This is a genomic window from Vibrio sp. S11_S32, assembly GCF_014694465.1.
GTDB classification, from domain to species: domain Bacteria; phylum Pseudomonadota; class Gammaproteobacteria; order Enterobacterales; family Vibrionaceae; genus Vibrio; species Vibrio algicola.
The window spans coordinates 95,745-115,584 of the sequence record NZ_JAAUWS010000002.1 but is presented as its reverse complement, the minus strand read 5'-3'; the positions used below and the strand labels follow the sequence as shown (position 1 = coordinate 115,584).

Annotated in this window: 17 protein-coding genes; 11 read left to right on the top strand and 6 right to left on the bottom strand. The window is 42.5% G+C overall.

What is annotated here, in order from left to right; genetic code table 11:
* Nucleotides 1-460: 460 nt before the first annotated feature.
* Entirely contained in the window at nt 461-1,435 is a 975-nt protein-coding gene (leuO, locus tag HC723_RS02235) for a transcriptional regulator LeuO (RefSeq protein ID WP_153447764.1), read from the bottom strand.
* A 343-nt stretch (nt 1,436-1,778) separates the two neighbouring features.
* Entirely contained in the window at nt 1,779-2,573 is a 795-nt protein-coding gene (locus HC723_RS02230) for an SH3 domain-containing protein (protein ID WP_190338074.1), read from the bottom strand.
* A gap of 459 nt (nt 2,574-3,032) precedes the next feature.
* On the opposite strand from HC723_RS02230, the gene leuA reads away from it, so the two are divergent.
* Genes leuA through leuD form a run of 4 tightly spaced genes read left to right on the top strand, consistent with a single transcriptional unit; the run spans nt 3,033 to nt 7,800 of the window.
* Complete coding sequence (gene leuA / locus HC723_RS02225; protein WP_190338072.1) at nt 3,033-4,583, top strand: 2-isopropylmalate synthase; 1,551 nt, start codon at nt 3,033-3,035, stop codon at nt 4,581-4,583.
* Between the two features lie 27 nt (nt 4,584-4,610).
* Complete coding sequence (gene leuB, locus HC723_RS02220) at nt 4,611-5,714, top strand: 3-isopropylmalate dehydrogenase (RefSeq protein ID WP_190338070.1); 1,104 nt, start codon at nt 4,611-4,613, stop codon at nt 5,712-5,714.
* Nucleotides 5,715-5,732: 18 nt separating this feature from the next.
* Complete coding sequence (gene leuC, locus HC723_RS02215; protein WP_153447768.1) at nt 5,733-7,184, top strand: 3-isopropylmalate dehydratase large subunit; 1,452 nt, start codon at nt 5,733-5,735, stop codon at nt 7,182-7,184.
* Between the two features lie 10 nt (nt 7,185-7,194).
* Complete coding sequence (gene leuD / locus HC723_RS02210) at nt 7,195-7,800, top strand: 3-isopropylmalate dehydratase small subunit (RefSeq protein WP_153447769.1); 606 nt, start codon at nt 7,195-7,197, stop codon at nt 7,798-7,800.
* A 268-nt stretch (nt 7,801-8,068) separates the two neighbouring features.
* Here leuD and ampD read toward each other — a convergent pair whose 3' ends face one another.
* A complete protein-coding gene (ampD, locus tag HC723_RS02205) occupies nt 8,069-8,617 on the bottom strand; it encodes a 1,6-anhydro-N-acetylmuramyl-L-alanine amidase AmpD (protein WP_190338069.1) in 549 nt (182 codons plus the stop codon).
* A gap of 233 nt (nt 8,618-8,850) precedes the next feature.
* Between ampD and nadC the strand changes: the two genes are divergently transcribed.
* Entirely contained in the window at nt 8,851-9,771 is a 921-nt protein-coding gene (nadC, locus tag HC723_RS02200) for a carboxylating nicotinate-nucleotide diphosphorylase (protein ID WP_153447771.1), read from the top strand.
* A gap of 121 nt (nt 9,772-9,892) precedes the next feature.
* Here the strand turns inward: nadC and djlA are convergent, their stop codons facing one another.
* Nucleotides 9,893-10,738 (bottom strand): co-chaperone DjlA, encoded by an 846-nt coding sequence (djlA, locus tag HC723_RS02195; protein ID WP_153447772.1) that lies wholly within the window; start codon nt 10,736-10,738, stop codon nt 9,893-9,895.
* A gap of 278 nt (nt 10,739-11,016) precedes the next feature.
* Here djlA and lptD point away from each other — a divergent pair, with 278 nt between their 5' ends.
* From lptD to HC723_RS02165, 6 genes are all read left to right on the top strand, one after another.
* Nucleotides 11,017-13,419 (top strand): LPS assembly protein LptD, encoded by a 2,403-nt coding sequence (lptD, locus tag HC723_RS02190; protein ID WP_190338067.1) that lies wholly within the window; start codon nt 11,017-11,019, stop codon nt 13,417-13,419.
* Between the two features lie 89 nt (nt 13,420-13,508).
* Nucleotides 13,509-14,801, top strand: a complete 1,293-nt coding sequence (gene surA / locus HC723_RS02185; RefSeq protein WP_153447774.1) for a peptidylprolyl isomerase SurA — start codon at nt 13,509-13,511, stop codon at nt 14,799-14,801.
* Complete coding sequence (gene pdxA, locus HC723_RS02180) at nt 14,791-15,837, top strand: 4-hydroxythreonine-4-phosphate dehydrogenase PdxA (RefSeq protein WP_153447775.1); 1,047 nt, start codon at nt 14,791-14,793, stop codon at nt 15,835-15,837. The genes surA and pdxA overlap by 11 nt, the downstream gene beginning before the upstream one ends.
* 47 nt (nt 15,838-15,884) lie before the next feature.
* Nucleotides 15,885-16,721 (top strand): 16S rRNA (adenine(1518)-N(6)/adenine(1519)-N(6))-dimethyltransferase RsmA, encoded by an 837-nt coding sequence (gene rsmA / locus HC723_RS02175; protein ID WP_194704448.1) that lies wholly within the window; start codon nt 15,885-15,887, stop codon nt 16,719-16,721.
* A 208-nt stretch (nt 16,722-16,929) separates the two neighbouring features.
* Nucleotides 16,930-17,313 carry a Co2+/Mg2+ efflux protein ApaG gene (apaG, locus tag HC723_RS02170; protein ID WP_190338065.1) on the top strand — a complete coding sequence of 128 codons (384 nt, stop codon included), beginning with the start codon at nt 16,930-16,932 and terminating at the stop codon, nt 17,311-17,313.
* A 9-nt stretch (nt 17,314-17,322) separates the two neighbouring features.
* Nucleotides 17,323-18,156: a symmetrical bis(5'-nucleosyl)-tetraphosphatase gene (locus HC723_RS02165; RefSeq protein ID WP_153447778.1), complete on the top strand. Its 834-nt coding sequence runs from the start codon at nt 17,323-17,325 to the stop codon at nt 18,154-18,156.
* Nucleotides 18,157-18,264: 108 nt separating this feature from the next.
* Here the strand turns inward: HC723_RS02165 and HC723_RS02160 are convergent, their stop codons facing one another.
* Both HC723_RS02160 and folA read right to left on the bottom strand, forming a co-directional pair.
* A complete protein-coding gene (locus tag HC723_RS02160) occupies nt 18,265-19,332 on the bottom strand; it encodes an FUSC family protein (RefSeq protein WP_153447779.1) in 1,068 nt (355 codons plus the stop codon).
* Between the two features lie 19 nt (nt 19,333-19,351).
* Nucleotides 19,352-19,834: a type 3 dihydrofolate reductase gene (gene folA, locus HC723_RS02155; RefSeq protein WP_153447780.1), complete on the bottom strand. Its 483-nt coding sequence runs from the start codon at nt 19,832-19,834 to the stop codon at nt 19,352-19,354.
* Between the last annotated feature and the right edge of the window lie 6 nt (nt 19,835-19,840).

Below are 19,840 nucleotides of genomic sequence, written 5' to 3'. Positions count from 1 at the left end.
GAATATCTATCCAATCTATGTACCCCTTAATTCGATCATAATCGCTTAAGGAGGTGCATTATTGAGAGAATTCCCGACTCTCAACCTGATCACTTTACCGTCATCGTTTTAATGCGTCTAGCCGGAGAAACCGCCAGCATAAGCTCTAAAACTGATGTTTCACTCCGATTTAAGGATATCTAGCTAAGTTTTAATGTCTGTTATCCTTTATCGTCTAATAAAAGCTAAAAATAAAACCAAAAATATTATCATTTTTGCAACATAGGACAAATTTTATCTCTAAGGTTCCGTGATGATAAAATAACGTGATCAGAAGTTGTCATTGCATATATGCGTAAATTTAAAATCCGCAAATAACGACTTTGTGCCAGACAACAAAAAACGCAGGGCCGGTAAAGACTCTGCGTTTATATTGAATAGCTTAGAAGTTGTGCTTGTTTTTACTTCACTTCATCACGGCTTATGCGCGCTGTGCATCAGCTAGTGCTTCACCACAAAGGATCATCAGTTGATCACGCATCCAGATGTGGCCTTTATCTTTTTCGCGTGATTCGTGCCAGCTTAGGTAACCCGCTACTTTGTTATCGGCGAATGGGTAAGGCAATACTTTGTAGTTTTGACGATTTGGCATGATATCCATTAACCAACGTGGTACCACAGTCACAAGCTCAGATTGGCCAACAACATAAAGAACATTGCTCAAACCGGTACCCTGATAAGATTCTTTATACTGAGTTTCTGCGCCATACACATGCTCATAGAAACTGCTAACACCATTTACTTTCGATAATGTTGCATGGTTTTCCGCTAAGAATTCTTGGCTAGAAATCTGAGAACCAATACGAGGGTGATTGGCTGAAACCACCACTACTAATTCATCACTAAAAATTTCAGTACTTGAGTATCCTGGTGCATCAAAACGAGCGTAATCAATCACGAAATCCACTTCTTGGTAACGAAGTTTTTCAGCCAAGTTAGTGTCATTTTCTGCATCTAGGTGCAGTTGAATGCTTGGTGATTTTTCTGCAATGCCGCTCATAATACGAGGAGCAAAACGGATATCTGATGGGCTACATACCGACAATTTAAAACTACGGCTTGAAGTTTCTGGCAAGAAAATAGAGTTCGGTAATTCATTACGCACTAATTGCAGCGCTTGACGCATTGGACCAAATAACTGACGAGCACGTTGAGTTGGCTGAATACCACGACCATGACGCATGAAAAGTTCGTCGTTAAACATCACTTTTAAGCGAGCAACGGCATTACTTACTGCCGGTTGTGACATACCCAAATACTGAGCTGCACGAGTGATATTTTGCTCCTGCATTACCGCATCAAACACTGTAAGGAGGTTAAGGTCAACACCACGTAATGTTGATTCCATACGGTGGTTAGTTACTGTTGTTTGGTTTTGTTCAGTTGAGTTTGTCATGCTGCTTGCCTCTACAATTCTTAACAGATAGCACTCTTAAATGAGTAATCGCTCACCACACTGTCGATAAGAAAAGATAATTAATAATGATTTAATTTGATGCCACTTGGAAGCGGTCTGAGGACACTATCCACTCAAGAAACATTGATGACAACTATATTTATATTATATAATATAATTTAGATGAACACCTCAAAATAACCAATTAAAACAACCAGTTAAAAAAGACAGAAAAAATATAAATTATTCTAAAACACAAACCATCCATCCACTGTATGATTTGAGTGGTTTTAGATCATGGTTTGGCATAATAAATATACAAAGACAATGGATCAGACCAAGGCTATTGATGAGTTTGAATATACCAACGATTGAGGGCTTTTCTGCAAACGGTGAAAGGGGGTGATTGCGTTTCTTGTGCCTGATTAGACAAGGTATACGTCATCGACTTACAACGAAGAGCAGTTTTAAAAGATGTAAGTAACGCCGATTCTTGCTCTGTGATTGTATGAGGATCAATATTAAAGGCAGAAGGGTATGTTGAGAGTAAGGTTCTATCAGTATTCATCGGGTGAACATAATCCATATGCACATAACCTAAAACTACATCATGTTGCTCTACCATAAACCAACGTTTGTTGTTTACTCGAACCAGAGCGGTAAATCGTTCGCCCTTTTGCAACTGCCCAACCTTTTCACTTTGCGATGACGGTTCAGAACGTAAATTAACCGTGGTGGTCGCCAGATAAGGTAAGTCTCGCCATTCAGATGCGATATCGAGAGTGACGCCTTGTGTCACTTGACGTTTTAACGTTTTGCTTATGACATTATTATCCCCGACAGCAATCGACCAACTTGATTGGCTGATTTTATCTTGCTCGGTAAAATTACGGCGAGAATAAGACTCTAAAGCGATATTGATTTGGTTTAGCAATTTTTTCTGACCATCAGAGGATAAGGCCTGATCGATATCGTTCCCCATTTTCGCTAGCATCGAAACGGGTTGATTAGTTGATGGAGAGAAAGCAGCCCCTGGAACCGATTGATTTAATATTTGGCAGCCGGAAAGTAACACTATGCAACTCAAGCAACATAGCCGATTAAAAACAAACTTGTTTTGTTGTAACTTATTGCGCATCTACCCTTCCTTTGGTCTACATGCCATCTCTACAGTTCTAGATGTTATCAGCAATTGCATGCTTAATTCGATTGTAACGATAAAACTGAGTGATTGCTTTGAAAATCAAACCAATAAGTTGAAAAAGATAACTCATAGGGAATAACCAGAATTAAAAGAGATGAAGATAAAATGTTAACTTATTGTCACTTTTTCAATCAAAACCCTTGACGATGATAAGGTAAATGCGGTACTAATTTAGACACTAACTTTGTGGATGAAAATTAATGACTAAACATGTTTCAACTCTACTCAACCTCCTCCTTATCGTGAAACCATCGCGCGGGTAGGAAGTGGACGAAACATACCACATAAGAATTCCAAAAAAGCCCGCATTACCATGCGGGCTTTTTTATTATATTTAGCTCACCAAAGCTAAAATCGCGTTGGATCGCGTACACACATAGAAAGGAAGCCACTATGAATGATCAAGTAATTATATTCGACACTACCCTACGCGACGGCGAGCAAGCACTTTCTGCCAGCCTGACAGTAAAAGAAAAACTGCAAATTGCCTATGCATTAGAGCGTTTAGGGGTGGATGTTATCGAAGCTGGCTTCCCTATCTCATCTCCTGGTGATTTTGAATCGGTACAAACCATTGCCAAAAATATTAAAAACAGTCGTATTTGCGCCCTGTCTCGCGCAGTAGAAAAAGACATTGATGTCGCCGCCGAAGCGCTAAAAGTGGCAGAAGCTTTCCGTATTCATACCTTTATCTCCACTTCGACCATTCACGTACAAGACAAACTGCGTCGCAGCTATGATGATGTAGTTGAAATGGCGATCCGCTCGGTTAAACGTGCGCGTAAATACACCGACGATGTTGAGTTTTCTTGTGAAGATGCCGGCCGTACTCCAATCGATAATCTATGTCGCATTGTCGAAGCGGCCATTGATGCTGGCGCTACCACGGTTAATATTCCCGATACCGTCGGCTACACCATGGCCAACGAATTCGGCGGCATTATCGCCACCCTATTTAATCGCGTTCCTAACATTGATAAAGCGGTGATCTCTGTGCATTGCCATGATGATTTGGGTATGTCGGTTGCCAATTCAATGGCGGCAGTTCAAGCAGGTGCTCGTCAAGTGGAAGGGACAATCAATGGGCTTGGTGAGCGCGCGGGTAACTGTGCACTGGAAGAGATCGCCATGATCATCAAAACCCGTGGTGAGTTCCTAGGGGTCAATACTGGTCTTAAATACGATGAGATCCATCGCACCAGCAAGCTTGTCAGCCAACTGTGCAATATGCCAATTCAAAGCAATAAAGCCATTGTGGGCTCGAATGCCTTTAGCCATTCATCCGGTATCCACCAAGATGGCATGCTAAAAAATAAAAATACTTATGAGATCATGACACCAGAAACCATCGGTCTTAAAAATCAAGCCTTAAACCTAACCAGTCGCTCTGGTCGCGCGGCGGTCAAGAGCCACATGGACACTATGGGTTATCACGACAGCGAATACGATCTTAATACTCTTTATGATGATTTCCTAAAACTGGCAGACCGTAAAGGCCAAGTCTTTGATTACGATTTAGAGTCATTAATGCACTTTGCGAACTTGCGCGATGAAGACGACTACTTTAAGTTGAATTACCTAAGCGTACAATCCGGCAGCGTGATGGCGACCACCAGCATTAAATTGCAGTGTGGCGATGAAGAAAAATGTGAAGCAGCAGTCGGTAATGGTCCGGTTGATGCGTTATACCAATGTATCTATAAATTGACTGGCTATGAAATCGTATTGGATAAATTTGATCTGACAGCCAAGGGTGAAGGCGAAGATGGCTTAGGTCAGGCTGACATTATTGCTAATTACAAAGGCCGTAAATATCATGGTACGGGTTTGGCGACCGATATTGTCGAGGCTTCTGGTCAAGCGCTGCTTCATGTGATCAATAGTATTCATCGCGCCGATCAAATTGCCGAGATCAAACACTCGAAAAAAATCGCAACTGTTTAAATTTTAATTTTTAAGGAAGAAATAACCATGGCAGGTTCATATAAAATAGCCGTACTACCTGGTGATGGCATTGGTCCAGAAGTTATGCAACAAGCGCACAAGGTTCTGGATGCAATAGAGAAAAAACACACGATCACCTTTGAGCGTGAACAACATGATGTTGGTGGGATCGCGATTGATAACCATGGCACGCCACTGCCGGACAGCACAGTTAAAGCGTGCGAACAATCCGATGCGGTTTTATTTGGCTCAGTCGGCGGCCCGAAATGGGAAAACCTACCTCCAAACGATCAACCTGAACGTGGCGCTTTGCTTCCTCTGCGTAAGCACTTCCAATTATTTTGTAATCTACGCCCCGCACAAATTCATTCCGGTTTAGAGAACTTCTCGCCATTACGCGCCGATATCTCAGGGCGTGGTTTTGATATTGTGGTGGTGCGTGAATTAACTGGTGGTATTTATTTTGGTCAACCTAAAGGTCGTGAAGGCCAAGGCCCAGAAGAAAAAGCCTTTGATACCGAAATTTACCACCGTTATGAAATTGAACGTATTGCCAAAATCGCATTTGAATCGGCTCGTCTACGCGGCAAAAAAGTGTGCTCGGTCGACAAAGCCAACGTACTACAAAGCTCGATTTTATGGCGTGAAGTGGTCGAAGACATCGCCAAAGGCTACCCAGATGTAGAGTTATCACATATCTACATTGATAACGCCACCATGCAACTAATCAAAGACCCATCGCAATTTGACGTCATGCTTTGTTCTAATATTTTTGGTGACATCATTTCAGATGAATGCGCCATGATCACAGGTTCAATGGGCATGTTGCCATCTGCCAGCCTAAATGAAAGCAAGTTTGGTTTGTATGAACCTGCGGGCGGCAGTGCACCGGATATCGCAGGTAAAAACATTGCTAATCCAGTGGCGCAAATTTTATCAGCCGCATTAATGCTTCGTTATAGTTTAAATGAAGAAGCGGCTGCGCAAGATATTGAAAAAGCGGTATCTCAAGCCCTAGAAGCCGGAGAGCTAACGGGTGATTTAGCCGGAGATAAAGCTGCACTTTCGACCTCAGAAATGGGTGACAAGATCGCGCAGTATATCCTTAACTCCCCAGCCATTAATCGCTAAACACGAGCAGGTAGAGCAATGTCTATAAAACAAACTACAGCCAAAACGCTATATGAAAAAGTCTACGATGCTCATGTCGCAGTCGCCGCGGAAGGTGAAACACCTATCCTTTATATTGATCGTCATTTAGTACATGAAGTGACTTCCCCTCAAGCCTTTGATGGTTTACGCGAAAAAGGCCGGCCGGTACGCCAAGTGAGCAAAACCTTCGCGACTATGGATCACAACGTCTCCACCACCACCAAAGACATTAATGCTTCGGGTGAAATGGCGCGCATTCAAATGCAAACTCTGATGCAAAACTGCTTAGAGTTTGGTGTGACACTTTACGATCTAAACCATAAATATCAAGGCATTGTACATGTAATGGGGCCTGAACTTGGTATTACTCTACCAGGCATGACCATTGTTTGTGGGGATTCGCACACCGCCACTCACGGCGCATTTGGTTCATTAGCCTTTGGTATTGGCACCTCGGAAGTCGAACATGTATTAGCCACTCAAACGCTGAAACAAGCCAAAGCTAAAACAATGAAAATTGAAGTCAAAGGCAAAGTGGCTGATGGCATTACCGCCAAAGACATCGTGCTAGCCATTATTGGCAAAACCACGGCAGCGGGTGGCACCGGTTATGTGGTCGAGTTTTGTGGTGAAGCGATTACCGATCTTTCGATGGAAGGCCGCATGACGGTATGTAACATGGCGATCGAACTTGGCGCTAAAGCCGGCCTTATCGCTCCCGATCAAACCACTTTCGATTATATTAAACAGCGTAAATTTGCTCCCAAAGGCGGCGATTATGACTCGGCGGTTGAATATTGGAAAACGCTGCAATCTGATGATGACGCTCAATTTGACGCTGTCGTTACGTTAAACGCGGCAGACATTACTCCACAAGTCACTTGGGGTACCAACCCTGGTCAAGTGATGTCAGTCGATGGGGTTATTCCTGCACCAGAAAGTTTCGCTGATCCTGTTGAGCAAAGTTCAGCCAAAAAAGCCTTGGCTTATATGGGACTTGAAGCCGGTAAAAAACTGTCGGATTATCCTGTTGATAAAGTGTTCGTCGGTTCTTGTACTAACTCTCGCATTGAAGATATGCGCGCGGCAGCAGCCGTTGTTAGCGCCTCTAATGGCAAGAAAGTTGCCGCCAATGTGCAAGCCCTCATCGTACCAGGCTCAGAGCAAGTCAAAGCGCAAGCCGAAGCTGAAGGATTAGATAAAATCTTTATCGATGCCGGTTTTGAATGGCGCTTACCGGGGTGCTCTATGTGTCTGGCGATGAACAATGATCGTTTGGGTCCACAAGAGCGTTGCGCTTCCACCAGCAACCGTAATTTTGAAGGTCGTCAGGGGCGCGATGGTCGTACTCACTTAGTCAGCCCGGCTATGGCAGCGGCAGCGGCGATCGCCGGTCACTTTGTGGATATTCGTTCATTCGAACTTGCCTTCGCAGAACAAGCACAATAAGGAAAACACTATGTCACAAGGATTTCAAAAACATACTGGCCTAGTGGTGCCATTGGATATTGCTAATATCGATACCGATGCGATTATCCCTAAGCAGTTTCTGCAAAAAGTCACTCGCACTGGTTTTGGTCAACATCTTTTTAATGATTGGCGCTTTTTAGATGATGCCGGTCAACAGCCAAATCCTGATTTCATTATGAATAAACCCCGCTACCAAGGGGCGAGTATTTTATTATCGCGTGAAAACTTTGGTTGTGGTTCATCGCGTGAGCATGCGCCGTGGGCATTAGCCGATTATGGTATTCAAGTGATGATCGCGCCAAGCTTTGCCGATATTTTCTATGGCAACTCAATCAATAATCAGATGGTGCCGGTTCGACTCACTGATGCGGAAGTCGATGAACTGTTCCAGTTTGTTGAAGCCAATCAAGGCGCGCAAGTGACGGTTGATCTTGAAGCTATGCTGGTATCCGCCAATGGTAAGCAATATTCCTTTGAAATTGATGAGTTTCGTCGTCATTGCTTGTTAAATGGTTTGGATAATATCGGGTTAACACTGCAACATGCCGATAAAATTACCGAGTTTGAAAACAACATCCCTAGCTTTTTGAAATAGAAGCAATAAGCAATAAGCAATGATCCTAGAAGCCTCTTTTATCTGGTTTCTAGGATTTTTACGTTTTATTCTTTTTTATGCCAATGCAAGAAATTTAATGAAGCATCAAAATTGGATACAAGAAAAGTGTAATACCAATTCCATAAATTTAATGATCGTTCAAAATTGAGTACAGAGAAAAGTGTCAAAGGTCATGGATGGCTTTTTCTCAAGCGACCAAGGACGGTTCAGCGTCTTTTAGGCGTATTCAAATTGATTTGAATGGGAACTACGCTTTAATCATGGCGCGATATTTTCGCCAATCAAACCCTAAACCAGGATCGGTTTTGCGTAATGGCGCTATATATTGATGGCCAGTGATCCTTGGTAGTGTAATGTCGGGGTAAGTGGTCATCAGCGCTTTAGTTATTGCGACCAAAGCTTGGTATTGCGCTTGGCTATAACTATCCAAATCGGTACCTTCAAGCTCAATACCTATCGAATAATCATTACAACGATCCACTCCTGCAAAACTCGATCGCCCCGCATGCCATGCTCTAGCATTAAAAGGCACAAACTGGATCACTTCACCATCACGTCGAATAAAGCAATGCGCCGAAACCCCCATTCTATGGATCACTTTAAAAAAAGGATGCGCATTAGGATCGAGTTGTCCGGTGAAAAACTGTTCGACATAAGGTCCACCATATTGACCCGGAGGCAAACTAATATTGTGCACCACCAATAGTGAAATCGGCGTTTGATCTGGCCGTTGATCACAATATGGTGAGGGAATGTGCTTAACCTCTGACAACCAGTGATCAGCCTTGATATACATATATGTCCTTAAAGTGCTTATACCCATCTTACTTGGGGTATATAAAATTTAGTCTCGGAAAAGAAATGTGTATATAGAGTAAAATAAATCCATATTTAAGCAATCCTTGTATTAATGCTGGATCAGATCTAAAGCGATTAGTATTAATACTACTAAATAATCGCGCTCTTCCCCTTTTGATCCAGATTGCAGTATCATACCATTATCGCAAACTTCAACCGGATCACTCTCGCATGAAAAATACTCACGATTCAGATTCTCGCCTTAACTATCTAAAGCAGCAACTACCACAACAAATCACTCGTATGGTAAGTGATGCCCTAAAAGAAGACTTAGGCGGCACACTTGATCCGAATGCCGATATTACCGCCAGTTTAATTCCTGCAGATGCGGTAAATACTGCCACCATTATTACACGTGAAGATGGCGTTTTTTGTGGTCAAGCTTGGGCTGATGAAGTGTTTGTACAACTTGGCGGCCAAGTAAGCATAGATTGGCATGTCACCGATGGCGATACCGTCAAACCCAATCAAACCCTTTGCACCCTAACCGGTCCTTCCCGCGCACTACTCACCGGTGAGCGTAATGCGATGAACTTTATTCAAACTTTATCTGGATGCGCCAGCTTAACCGCTCAATATGTTCAGCAATTGCAAGGCACGGACTGTCGCTTGCTAGATACTCGTAAAACCATTCCTGGCCTGCGCAGCGCATTAAAATATGCGGTGACGTGTGGTGGCGGTTTTAATCATCGGATTGGAGTTTTTGATGGTTATTTAATTAAAGAGAATCATATTATTGCCTGTGGCGGGATTGAAAAGGCGATCGCGACGGCTAAGCAATTAAACCCAGGTAAACCGGTGGAAGTTGAAACTGAATCACTGGCCGAATTGGAACGCGCAATCCGAGCCGGTGCAGATATTGTGATGCTCGATAATTTCACTAAAGACATGATGATTGAAGCGGTGGCATTAAATCAGCAGATAGGCCAAGAAAACGGTTTAACCACTGGTCAAGCCGCATTAGAAAACTCAGGTAACATAACCCTTGAGACCTTAAATGAATACGCTAAAACAGGAGTGGACTACATTTCTGTCGGCGCACTGACGAAGCACATTAAAGCGATGGATCTATCAATGCGCGTGCAGGGATAAGGGATTAAAAAATAAAAGCAAAAAAAACGGGAGCCTAATATGCTCCCGTTTGATAAATAGGCATAGGCTATTTTATATCATTGATTCTCAAGCGAAGCGTTCCGCCCCTTCTACTTTAAACTCACTTAAAGCCTTTTTCTTTCTTGATCAGGTCATAAGCACTTTGAATTTCTTGCGCTTTCTGCTTTGCCACTTCCATCATTTCTTGCGGTAAACCTTTTGCCACTAATTTATCTGGGTGATGTTCATTCATCAACTTACGGTGGGCACGTTTAATGGTTTTTGCATCATCATCCTTACTCACCCCTAGTAGGTCGTAAGCATGGTTTAGTTGCGAAGCCGATGTTTGTTGTTGCCATTGGCCGCCCGATTGCTGGCCTTGATGTTGATAGCCACCAAACCCACCTTGCTGCTGGAAACGGAAAGCAGCCTCTTGCATGCGTAAACGTTGCTGTAAATATTGCGCAGTAAACCCTAACTCTTGAGCCACAACCTGCAAAACTTGAATTTCGCTAGGATGTAAATCACCATCAGCAAAAGCGGCTGAGATTTGTAGCTCTAAGAAAAACTGTAACAAATCACGTCTACGTCCGGCTGAAAACCGTACTTTCCGTAACGTTTCTTGTAATGGAAAAGACGCTTCCTTACCTTGACGAAATGCCTCTTGAGCAATTGTTTTTTGCGCCGCGCTCAGGTTCATTCGATCCATCATCACGTTCGCCAGTTGGATTTCTTCTTTGGTCACCTGCCCTTTGGCTTTAGCAACGTGTCCCATCACTGCATATGCAGCTTGGAAGAACTCCGTTTGGCGCTCCGCTTGTGACGCACCAGAACCAAACGCAGATTGAAAACCTTGTTGATTTGTACGAGCTTTATCAAACATATGACCAATAAAGCAGCCAATAATCGCCCCTGGGATATTACCTACCATGGAGCCAAACAAAATACCGAGTAATTTACCTATCATCTACTTATCCAATTCCCAAACTATGAATTTTTATTCTTTACCGTTGTCTGTATAGTAACAATCGCACGAGATGATTATTGTTCTCAACCCGAGCGAGGTTGGTCTTCTCTATTTCGCCATTTGACGATGTGAAATACAAACCATTTTTATCTGGTTGAACAATGTATCTTAAAGCCGTTTCCGTATATGATATAGAAATCTCTATAGAGTTCGTCTTATTTATGAAATTTTATAAAAAACAATATCAACTTTAACGTTGCAAAGGACTATTTTACTCAATGCTTCGACTTTCTCGCACTTTTTTCACCACTCTTCTTAGTGCTGCTTTTTTATCTCCTGCTTTCGCTGACGATAGCAGTCGCGATAGTGTGTCTGAAACCGCAGTGGTTGATGCTACCCCTGCTGACTCAAGTACAAGTAACACTCCTTTAAATGAGAGTGACTCTGATGATAGCGCGTCAATCAATACGCCCCCAGTAGATCAATGTATTGATCCAGCCAGTCAACCGAAAAACAGCAATAGTATCCCAGTTAATATTCAAGCAGATAGTGTAACGTCTCAAGGTCAAAATCAAGCGACCTATCATGGCAATGTGGTGGTAACTCAAGGTCATAAGACCATAACAGCCGACAAAGTAACGCTCAATCAAGCCAATAATACCGCGGTAGCCGATGGCAACGTGGTCACCAATGATGGTCAAATTAAATCACAATCGACCAAGGTTAACTCAGATCTGAAAGGGAATCGAGTTGAACTGTACAATACTAAATATAATTTACTGTGCCAAACGGCTCGTGGTGACGCAGCCTATATTCTAAAAGATGGCCAAGCGATTTATTCAATGCAAGATGGCAGCTTAACTACCTGTCCAGAAGATAACAAATCATGGCGCGTGAAAGCCAGTGACATTGATATTGATAACGACGAGCAAGAAGCTACTTTTTACAACACTCGCTTTGAAGTGCAAGATATTCCTATTTTTTACTGGCCATACATCACCGTGCCGATTGGTGCTAAACGTAAAACCGGTTTTCTATACCCTAATGCTGCTTATGATACAAAAAATGGCCTAGAGTTAAATATTCCCATTTATTTCAACTTAGCACCCAATTACGATCTCACCACCACCGTCAACTACATGCAAAAGCGCGGCACTCAATTTGAGAACGAGTTTCGCTACCGAACCGATGGCTTTGGTGCAGGTTCAGCTCAATTTGAATACCTGAATAAAGATGGTCTCTACACCGATAAAGGCGCTCGTTGGGGGGGGCACTTGCAGCATGAAGGTATCTATAATCGACACTGGAAATTTTCGGTCGATTACGCAAAAATCAGTGATAATACTTATTTAGATGATCTCGATTCTAATATTGGTCAGCGTGAAGATGGGCAGCTGAACCAAATTGGTGAAGTCGATTACCGAACCGAATTCTCTGACACCACCTTAAAGGTGCGTAATTTCCAGGTGCTCACCAATAACAAACCATACCGATTATTACCACAGTTGGGCTTTAAATATTATCGTCCACGCGCATTGCCACACCTAGATTTTGAGTGGAATAGCCATATCTCGCGTTTTGAAACCGATAACGATAAACTCCCAGATGCAACACGCTTACATATGGAGCCAGGCGTTATATTGCCTTTTTCTGCGCCATGGGGGCAGTTAACTTCAGAAGCTAAGGTAATGTATACCTACTATGATCAAGATTTAAAAAACACCAACGTTCCCAAATTAAAAGAGCACACTCAACGAGTAGTGCCAGAATTTAGAATTAACGGTAATCTATTCATGGACAGTAACGAAAAGTTCTTTGGTGATTACACCCAAACCATCGAGCCAAGATTGCAATACTTGTATATTCCCAAAGTCGATCAAGATGAGATTTATCATGGTTATGACACAACTTTAATGCCGCAAGATTATTACGGATTATTCCGTGATATGAAATACAGCAGTGTCGATTATATCGCCTCAGCTAACCAGCTTAGTTATGGTGCTACCTCTCGTTTTTATGATGCCGATTTTAAAGAACGTTTTAATATTTCATTAGGCCAGATACTCTATCTTACACCATCGGAAGAAAGTGATAATTCTAACAATAATCATCTCTCGGCATGGGCATTAGAGAACGAATGGAATATCAGTGACAAATGGCAATATAAAGGTGGTCTTCAATATGACTCCAATTTATCCAATTTACAGCAAGCGAACAGTACGCTTGAATATAAATTGCCAACCGGTTATACCCAGTTAAACTATCGTTATACATCGAAAGATTATATCCAACAGAGTGCACCCAATATTTTAGAGTCCCAGCTCGATTCATACACTCGAAGTGGTATTTCTCAACTTGGTGCTTTAACGAAATTTAAAATTACGAAGCGTTTGGACTTTAATGCCAGTTATTATTATGATTTAACTGAAAACAACATGTTAGAAGGCTTAGCGGGCGTCACTTACAACGATGATTGTTGGTTCTTAGGTGTCACCTATTCGCATCATATTATGTCATCAGGTAGTGTTGAAAATGTATATGCCCAGAATGGGCCAGGACCAGAGTACGAAGGTAAAGTCAGTATCAACATTGGTATTAAAGGCTTAGGTACCAGTGCAGGTCTTGCCTACAGCGATGGTGGTAACGCCTTAAGTTATGGTCGTCCATTTAGCTTAAATTAATCATAAAAAACGATCACAAAACAACAAATAAATGACTAAGTCAGCCACAATTGGGCTGGCTTTCTATCTCTATTATTTTGGAAGTAGTAATGAAAAAATGGATCCCTGCATTATTGAGCATACTCACTCTAGGTATTGGGCACACCGCCTTTGCTGCGCCGCAAGAGCTAAATAGCGTCGTCGCCATTGTCAACACTGGCGTTATTTTACAAACCGATGTCGATAATGCCATGAAAACGGTCAAGGCAAACGCAGGTAAAAAAGGCCTGCCGGATGCCAAGGTTTTGCATGAACAAGTACTAGAAAAACTGATTTTAGATGAGATCCAACTGCAAGAAGCAAAAAAAATGGGCATCCAAATCGATGATGACCGTTTAGAACAAGCGATAAAGGGAATTGCCAGCGGACATAAACAAACCGTTGATCAACTCAAAGCATCGGTTGAGAGTGAAGGCTTAACTTACCCTATTTTCCGTGAACAAATACGCAAAGAAATTGCGATTAGTGAAGCACGTAATGCTCAGGTTCGACGCCGCGTTAATATTTCACCTTCCGAAGTTGATACTTTATCAGCTTTACTGGCCGACCAAACCACCTCAACGGTTGAATATAAGATCGCCCAATTACAACTACGCTTTGGTGATGATAAAACCGCAACCGAAAAACAAGCAAAAGAGTTAGTCGAGCGTTTAAAACAAGGGGAAGATTTCTCTACGCTGGCTTACACTTATTCAAAAGGTCCAAAAGCGTTAGAAGGTGGTGACTGGGGTTGGATGCGTAAAGAAGAAATGCCAACCATTTTTGCCGACCAAATAACCACTCAAGGAAAAGACGCAATTATTGGTCCATTCCGCAGCGGCGTTGGTTTTCACATTATGAAGATTGAAGATGTTAAAGGGCTTAAAACGGTAGCGGTAACGGAAACTAGCGCCCAACATATCTTAATCAAACCTTCGATTATTTTAAGTGATCAAGGCGCCGAACAAGAACTAAATGGCTTTATTGATCAAATTGAATCTGGCAAGCGAACCTTTGGTGAGTTGGCGAAACAATACAGCCAAGACCCAGGTACGGCAGTTAATGATGGTAAACTCGGCTATCAAACTTCTGATAATTATGCGCCTGAATTTAAACATCAAGTCGATACTTTACCGATTGGTGAGATCAGCCAACCCTTTAAAACCAGCTTCGGTTGGCATATTGTCAAAGTCCTCGATCGTCGCACTGTCGACCGCACTGAATCGGCCATGAAAAACCGTGCCTATGAGATCCTATTTAAGCGTAAATTTAATGAAGAAGCCGGTGCTTGGTTACAAGAAATTCGTGCCAGTGCTTATGTTGAAATGCTTGATAATGATCAAGGTACGAACGATGCAAAATAACAATCAACCCCATAAAGAGCATCACCATACCACCGCCACGATCAAGCGGATTGTTATTACAGCAGGTGAGCCGGCTGGTATTGGTCCAGACCTGGTTTTAGCTTTATCTCAAAGCGATTGGCCACATCAATTGATTGTCTGCGCCGACAAAAATATGTTACAACAGCGCGCACAATTGTTAGGGATCAAAGTCAATTTACTCGATTATCAAGCCAAGCAACCAGTCTGCGCTTCTATTGCAGGGCAATTATACGTTCAGCATATCGAGGCTTCGGTTGAAGTAGTGGCAGGCGAACTGAATGAAGCCAATGGGCATTATGTACTTAAAACCTTAGAGCACGCTTGCCAAGGCTGTATTAGTAAAGAATTTGATGCCTTAGTTACAGGTCCGGTACATAAAGGTGTAATCAATCGCGCTGGTGTGGCATTTAGTGGCCATACCGAATTTTTTGCCGAGCAATCCAATACCCCATTGGTGGTTATGATGCTGGCAACCGAAGGTTTACGCGTGGCTTTAGTCACCACTCATATTCCGTTAGCTTATGTTAGCCAAGCGGTTACTGCCGAACGCTTAGAAAGCATCATCCGAATTTTACATACTGATTTGGTGACCAAATTTGGTATTGAAAAACCATCGATCTATGTGTGTGGTCTTAATCCACATGCCGGTGAAGATGGCTGTTTAGGGCGTGAAGAGATTGAAACCATCAGCCCGACACTGGAAAAACTTAAACAACAAGATGGCATGGATTTAGTTGGCCCATTACCTGCCGACACCATCTTTAATGCTAAATACTTGGAACAAGCTGATACAGTATTAGCTATGTACCACGATCAAGGCCTACCTGTACTAAAATACAAAGGCTTTGGTAATTCAGTCAACATTACCTTAGGTCTGCCTTTTATACGCACCTCAGTTGATCATGGGACTGCACTTGATTTAGCCGGCACAGGGAAAGCCGACATTGGCAGTTTTTTAACTGCTATCACCCACGCTTTAGAGCTTGCTGAAAGCTCTAGCACTAACCGCATTTAAAGCCTATCTTTAATGGTGTTAGTTTTATTAAAAAATGAGAAATATTAATGAGTAATGATGTCCATCTAGGTCATAAAGCGCGTAAGCGTTTTGGTCAAAACTTCCTTCATGACCCTTATATTATTGACGGTATTGTATCGGCAATTAACCCACTACCTGGGCAAAACTTGGTCGAAATTGGTCCTGGCCTTGGCGCAATTACAGAGCCGGTTGGACGTGAAGTTGATAAACTGACCGTGATTGAACTAGATAGAGATCTAGCAGAACGGCTACGCAACCACCCTGAACTGGCAAGTAAAATCACCATTCATGAGGGCGATGCGATGCGTTTTGACTTTAACCAACTGGTGAAGCCAAACAATAAACTGCGCATTTTCGGCAACTTGCCATATAACATCTCAACCCCATTAATGTTCCACTTGTTTGAATTCCATAGTGATATTCAAGACATGCACTTTATGTTGCAAAAAGAAGTGGTTAATCGCTTAGCGGCGGGCCCGGGCTCAAAAGCTTATGGTCGCTTAACTGTGATGGCGCAATATTATTGCCAAGTGATGCCGGTATTAGAAGTGCCACCGACGGCTTTTATTCCGCCGCCAAAGGTAGATTCAGCCGTGGTTCGCTTAATGCCATACGAAGTGCTTCCGCATCCGACCACTAGCTTAAAATGGCTAGAACGTGTATGCCGTGAAGGTTTTAACCAACGTCGTAAAACCGTACGTAACTGTTTTAAAAACCTGGCGACAGTGGAAGAACTCGAACAAGTGGGAATTAATCCAAGCGTTCGTCCTGAGAACTTAACTTTGGTGCAGTTTGTCGATTTAGCTAATTACCTTCACGCTAGATCAGGTTCGCCTGAAGCGCAGTCAGACGCTGAAGAATAAGCTTAAATCAATGCTTCTAATTTAGTGCCTTTCGCTTTTGATTGAATAATTAAAATGCGAATGATGCTAGAACGTTAAGAATTGAAAGCTCGCAAGGTCGTTTACCCCATTAGCCAAACTTGTTTCGGTGATTGGGGTAAACCCTAGATACCCTAACAACCAATACTGAAAGACAAAACATACCTTCCCCTAAGGATAGGAGAACTCCATGCCAGCAGTTTCGACCCCTTGTATTAAATGCCAAGTGCATACCCGTTACATTCCTCAGCAATCTCAACCGGAACAACACCGTTATGTATTTGCCTATACCATCACTATCCGTAATTTAAGCCAGCAAAGCGTACAACTACAGACTCGACGTTGGTTAATTACCGATGCAAATGGCAAGCAATTAAGTATTGAAGGTGAAGGCGTGGTCGGCGAGCAACCTGTGATTGAATCGATGCAAGAATACACTTATACCAGTGGTACTGCGATTGAAACGCCGGTTGGTGTTATGCAAGGTCATTACGGCATGCTCGATGAACAAGGACAGGCATTCATTGCTGAAATTGAACCGTTCCGCTTAGCCATTCCCAACATTTTAAACTAGAGAGGCCTTGTGGCGACTTATATTGTCGGTGATATTCAAGGATGCTTGGATGAATTGCAAAAACTACTCCAACAAGTGGCCTTTGATCCTAAAATCGATACGCTCTGGCTGGCGGGCGATCTTGTGGCTCGTGGGCCTAAATCACTCGAGACGCTGCGTTTTGTACGCTCTTTAGGCTCAGCTGCTCGTTGTATATTAGGCAATCATGATCTGCATTTACTGGCCGTGCATCTTGGTTTATTCCCTTGTAAAACAAAAGATAAAACTGCTGATATTTTTGCCGCGCCTGATAGAAATGAGTTAATGGATTGGTTACGCCAACAACCATTATTGGCCGAACATGATCAATTTGTGATGTGCCATGCTGGTATTTCGCCACAATGGGATCTCACAGATGCACGTCAAGCATCAGCGCAGATTTCCACTCACTTACAAGGTGAAAAATGGCCTTGGCTAATCGAAAATATGTATTGTGATCAACCGACTAAATGGGATCCGATGCTACAAGGCCTAGATCGCTTACGTTATAGCATCAATGCTTTTACCCGCATGCGATTTTGCCAGTCAGATGGTGAGCTTAATTTAGAATGCAAACTGCCACCAGAGCAAGCCAGCAGCAATGGTTTAGTGCCTTGGTTTCAAGTACCTAATCGTACTCCATTGGAAAAAACTGTCATTTTTGGTCATTGGGCATCATTAATGGGCTGTCATGATAAGCAAGCGAACGTGATTGGATTGGATACCGGATGCGTATGGGGAGAGTATCTCTCGATGCTATGTTGGGAAGATCAGCAGGTATTTACTCAAGATAACCTAACTCAAACACCCAAAAAAACCAAATAAACCATTGATAGTATTTAATTTATAACCGTATTGCTGATGTTCTATTTTTACGTATTGTGGCCAACACAAAAAATCAGTAACACAGTAGAGCAAAGCAACAAAGCGGCTCTAAGTAAAATTTGAAGACTTGGTGAGATTCAAAGCTAACATAATCATACGGCGCAACTTGGCCAGCTCTTCAATAAGTTGCACATTTAACCACACATAGCCATACAATGAAGTATCGTGTTGGGATTTATCTAACAAGCTTTTCACTTCTTCAATTGCTTCATTCATATTGTCAAAATGCCACTCTCCCCCTTCAATCTCTCCGGTTTTCAGCATATGAGATAATTGATATAAGGTTTTTTCGGTCGCTTGATGACTTATCTTTAAACTTTTAGCCTGAATTAAAGCTAAATGATGGTGGCGGTCTTGCCAATAAATATCCGACAATTTATCGACAGTATATAGACAGTTCACCATACTGCTTTGAATGCTACTTAATAAACTAGAGCTTAAATGTGTTTCTGCCGCCGAAGGCGAAACTAAGCTGCGATTACGAATAATGTTACCCAACATTTCTTTTTGTCTTGCTTGTAGGCGAGGACGCTCAACCACGTTAGGTGATAATAATGTATGGTGCAGCGTAGCAATTTGAAGTAAATGCTCACTGACATTTAATCGCCAGTGAATAAAGGCACGTTGGGGGAAAATACTGCAACATAACAACGCAAATGCTGAGCCAAAAATCACATCACCACTGCGCCATAATGCCTGTTCAAACTCGCCACTATGCGCCCCTAACACCACAGCTAAAGTAATACCAATCAATAGACCGGCGTAAGGCCGCTTACCTAATGCAAGGTAGCCGCACAAAAACATAATAATCGCACACCACAACATCAATAATGGGGTTGAAAAGGTTTCTAGGTATAAAGCCACCATGCCCGATGCCGCACCGATACAGGTTCCGAGTACTCGTTGAATCGCGCGAGGAAAGACATTCCCCCAATAAGAAATAGGCCCCATCACCACCACTAATGTGATCAATGGCCAAGTGCTGTCTGGAATATCAAGTAAGCGTGTTATAGCTAACATCATCACAAACGCAAGTGCAATACGAGCGCCATGTACAAAGCGATAATATTTAAATATCCAAAGCTCTAAGGGAGAAACCGCGCTATTAAGACGCATTAATTACCTTCAATTATTATTATTTTCGTTCTAAGCAAACAAATTGCATCGAATAACCGTTTTTGTCATCAGCGGCATAAGTTTCATTTTGAATTTCATGCCAACCTTTGCCCCAATCAGGAAATTGAGTATCACCATCAAGATCAGCGTCAATATAAGTTAAGTAAAGTCGATCAGAAAAAGCTAAACAAGCTTGGTAGATACTGCCACCACCAATGATCATCAACTCATCAACGTTACCGGCGGCCTCTTTTGCTTGTTCAATGCTGGACACCGTAGTCACACCTTCAATGAATAAGGTCTTATCTCGACTGATCACAATGTTCATTCTGCCTGGTAATGGGCGACCTATTGAATCATAGGTTTTTCTTCCCATCACTACTGGCTTACCTAAGGTGCAACGTTTAAACCAAGCAAAATCAGCCGGAAGGTGCCAAGGCATTTGATTATCCTTGCCAATCACTCGATTGTTCGCCATTGCGGCTATCATGCTAATTTTCACGCACTA

What these genes read in the sequence shown, in the direction of transcription:
- leuB (WP_190338070.1), top strand. Translation starts at nt 4,611, where the DNA reads ATGGCAGGTTCATATAAAATAGCCGTACTACCTGGTGATGGCATTGGT.
- nadC (WP_153447771.1), top strand. Translation starts at nt 8,851, where the DNA reads ATGAAAAATACTCACGATTCAGATTCTCGCCTTAACTATCTAAAGCAG.
- pdxA (WP_153447775.1), top strand. Translation starts at nt 14,791, where the DNA reads ATGCAAAATAACAATCAACCCCATAAAGAGCATCACCATACCACCGCC.
- HC723_RS02160 (WP_153447779.1), bottom strand. Translation starts at nt 19,332, where the DNA reads ATGCGTCTTAATAGCGCGGTTTCTCCCTTAGAGCTTTGGATATTTAAA.
- ampD (WP_190338069.1), bottom strand. Translation starts at nt 8,617, where the DNA reads ATGTATATCAAGGCTGATCACTGGTTGTCAGAGGTTAAGCACATTCCC.
- rsmA (WP_194704448.1), top strand. Translation starts at nt 15,885, where the DNA reads ATGAGTAATGATGTCCATCTAGGTCATAAAGCGCGTAAGCGTTTTGGT.
- surA (WP_153447774.1), top strand. Translation starts at nt 13,509, where the DNA reads ATGAAAAAATGGATCCCTGCATTATTGAGCATACTCACTCTAGGTATT.
- HC723_RS02230 (WP_190338074.1), bottom strand. Translation starts at nt 2,573, where the DNA reads ATGCGCAATAAGTTACAACAAAACAAGTTTGTTTTTAATCGGCTATGT.
- leuA (WP_190338072.1), top strand. Translation starts at nt 3,033, where the DNA reads ATGAATGATCAAGTAATTATATTCGACACTACCCTACGCGACGGCGAG.
- apaG (WP_190338065.1), top strand. Translation starts at nt 16,930, where the DNA reads ATGCCAGCAGTTTCGACCCCTTGTATTAAATGCCAAGTGCATACCCGT.
- leuD (WP_153447769.1), top strand. Translation starts at nt 7,195, where the DNA reads ATGTCACAAGGATTTCAAAAACATACTGGCCTAGTGGTGCCATTGGAT.
- lptD (WP_190338067.1), top strand. Translation starts at nt 11,017, where the DNA reads ATGCTTCGACTTTCTCGCACTTTTTTCACCACTCTTCTTAGTGCTGCT.
- djlA (WP_153447772.1), bottom strand. Translation starts at nt 10,738, where the DNA reads ATGATAGGTAAATTACTCGGTATTTTGTTTGGCTCCATGGTAGGTAAT.
- leuC (WP_153447768.1), top strand. Translation starts at nt 5,733, where the DNA reads ATGTCTATAAAACAAACTACAGCCAAAACGCTATATGAAAAAGTCTAC.
- leuO (WP_153447764.1), bottom strand. Translation starts at nt 1,435, where the DNA reads ATGACAAACTCAACTGAACAAAACCAAACAACAGTAACTAACCACCGT.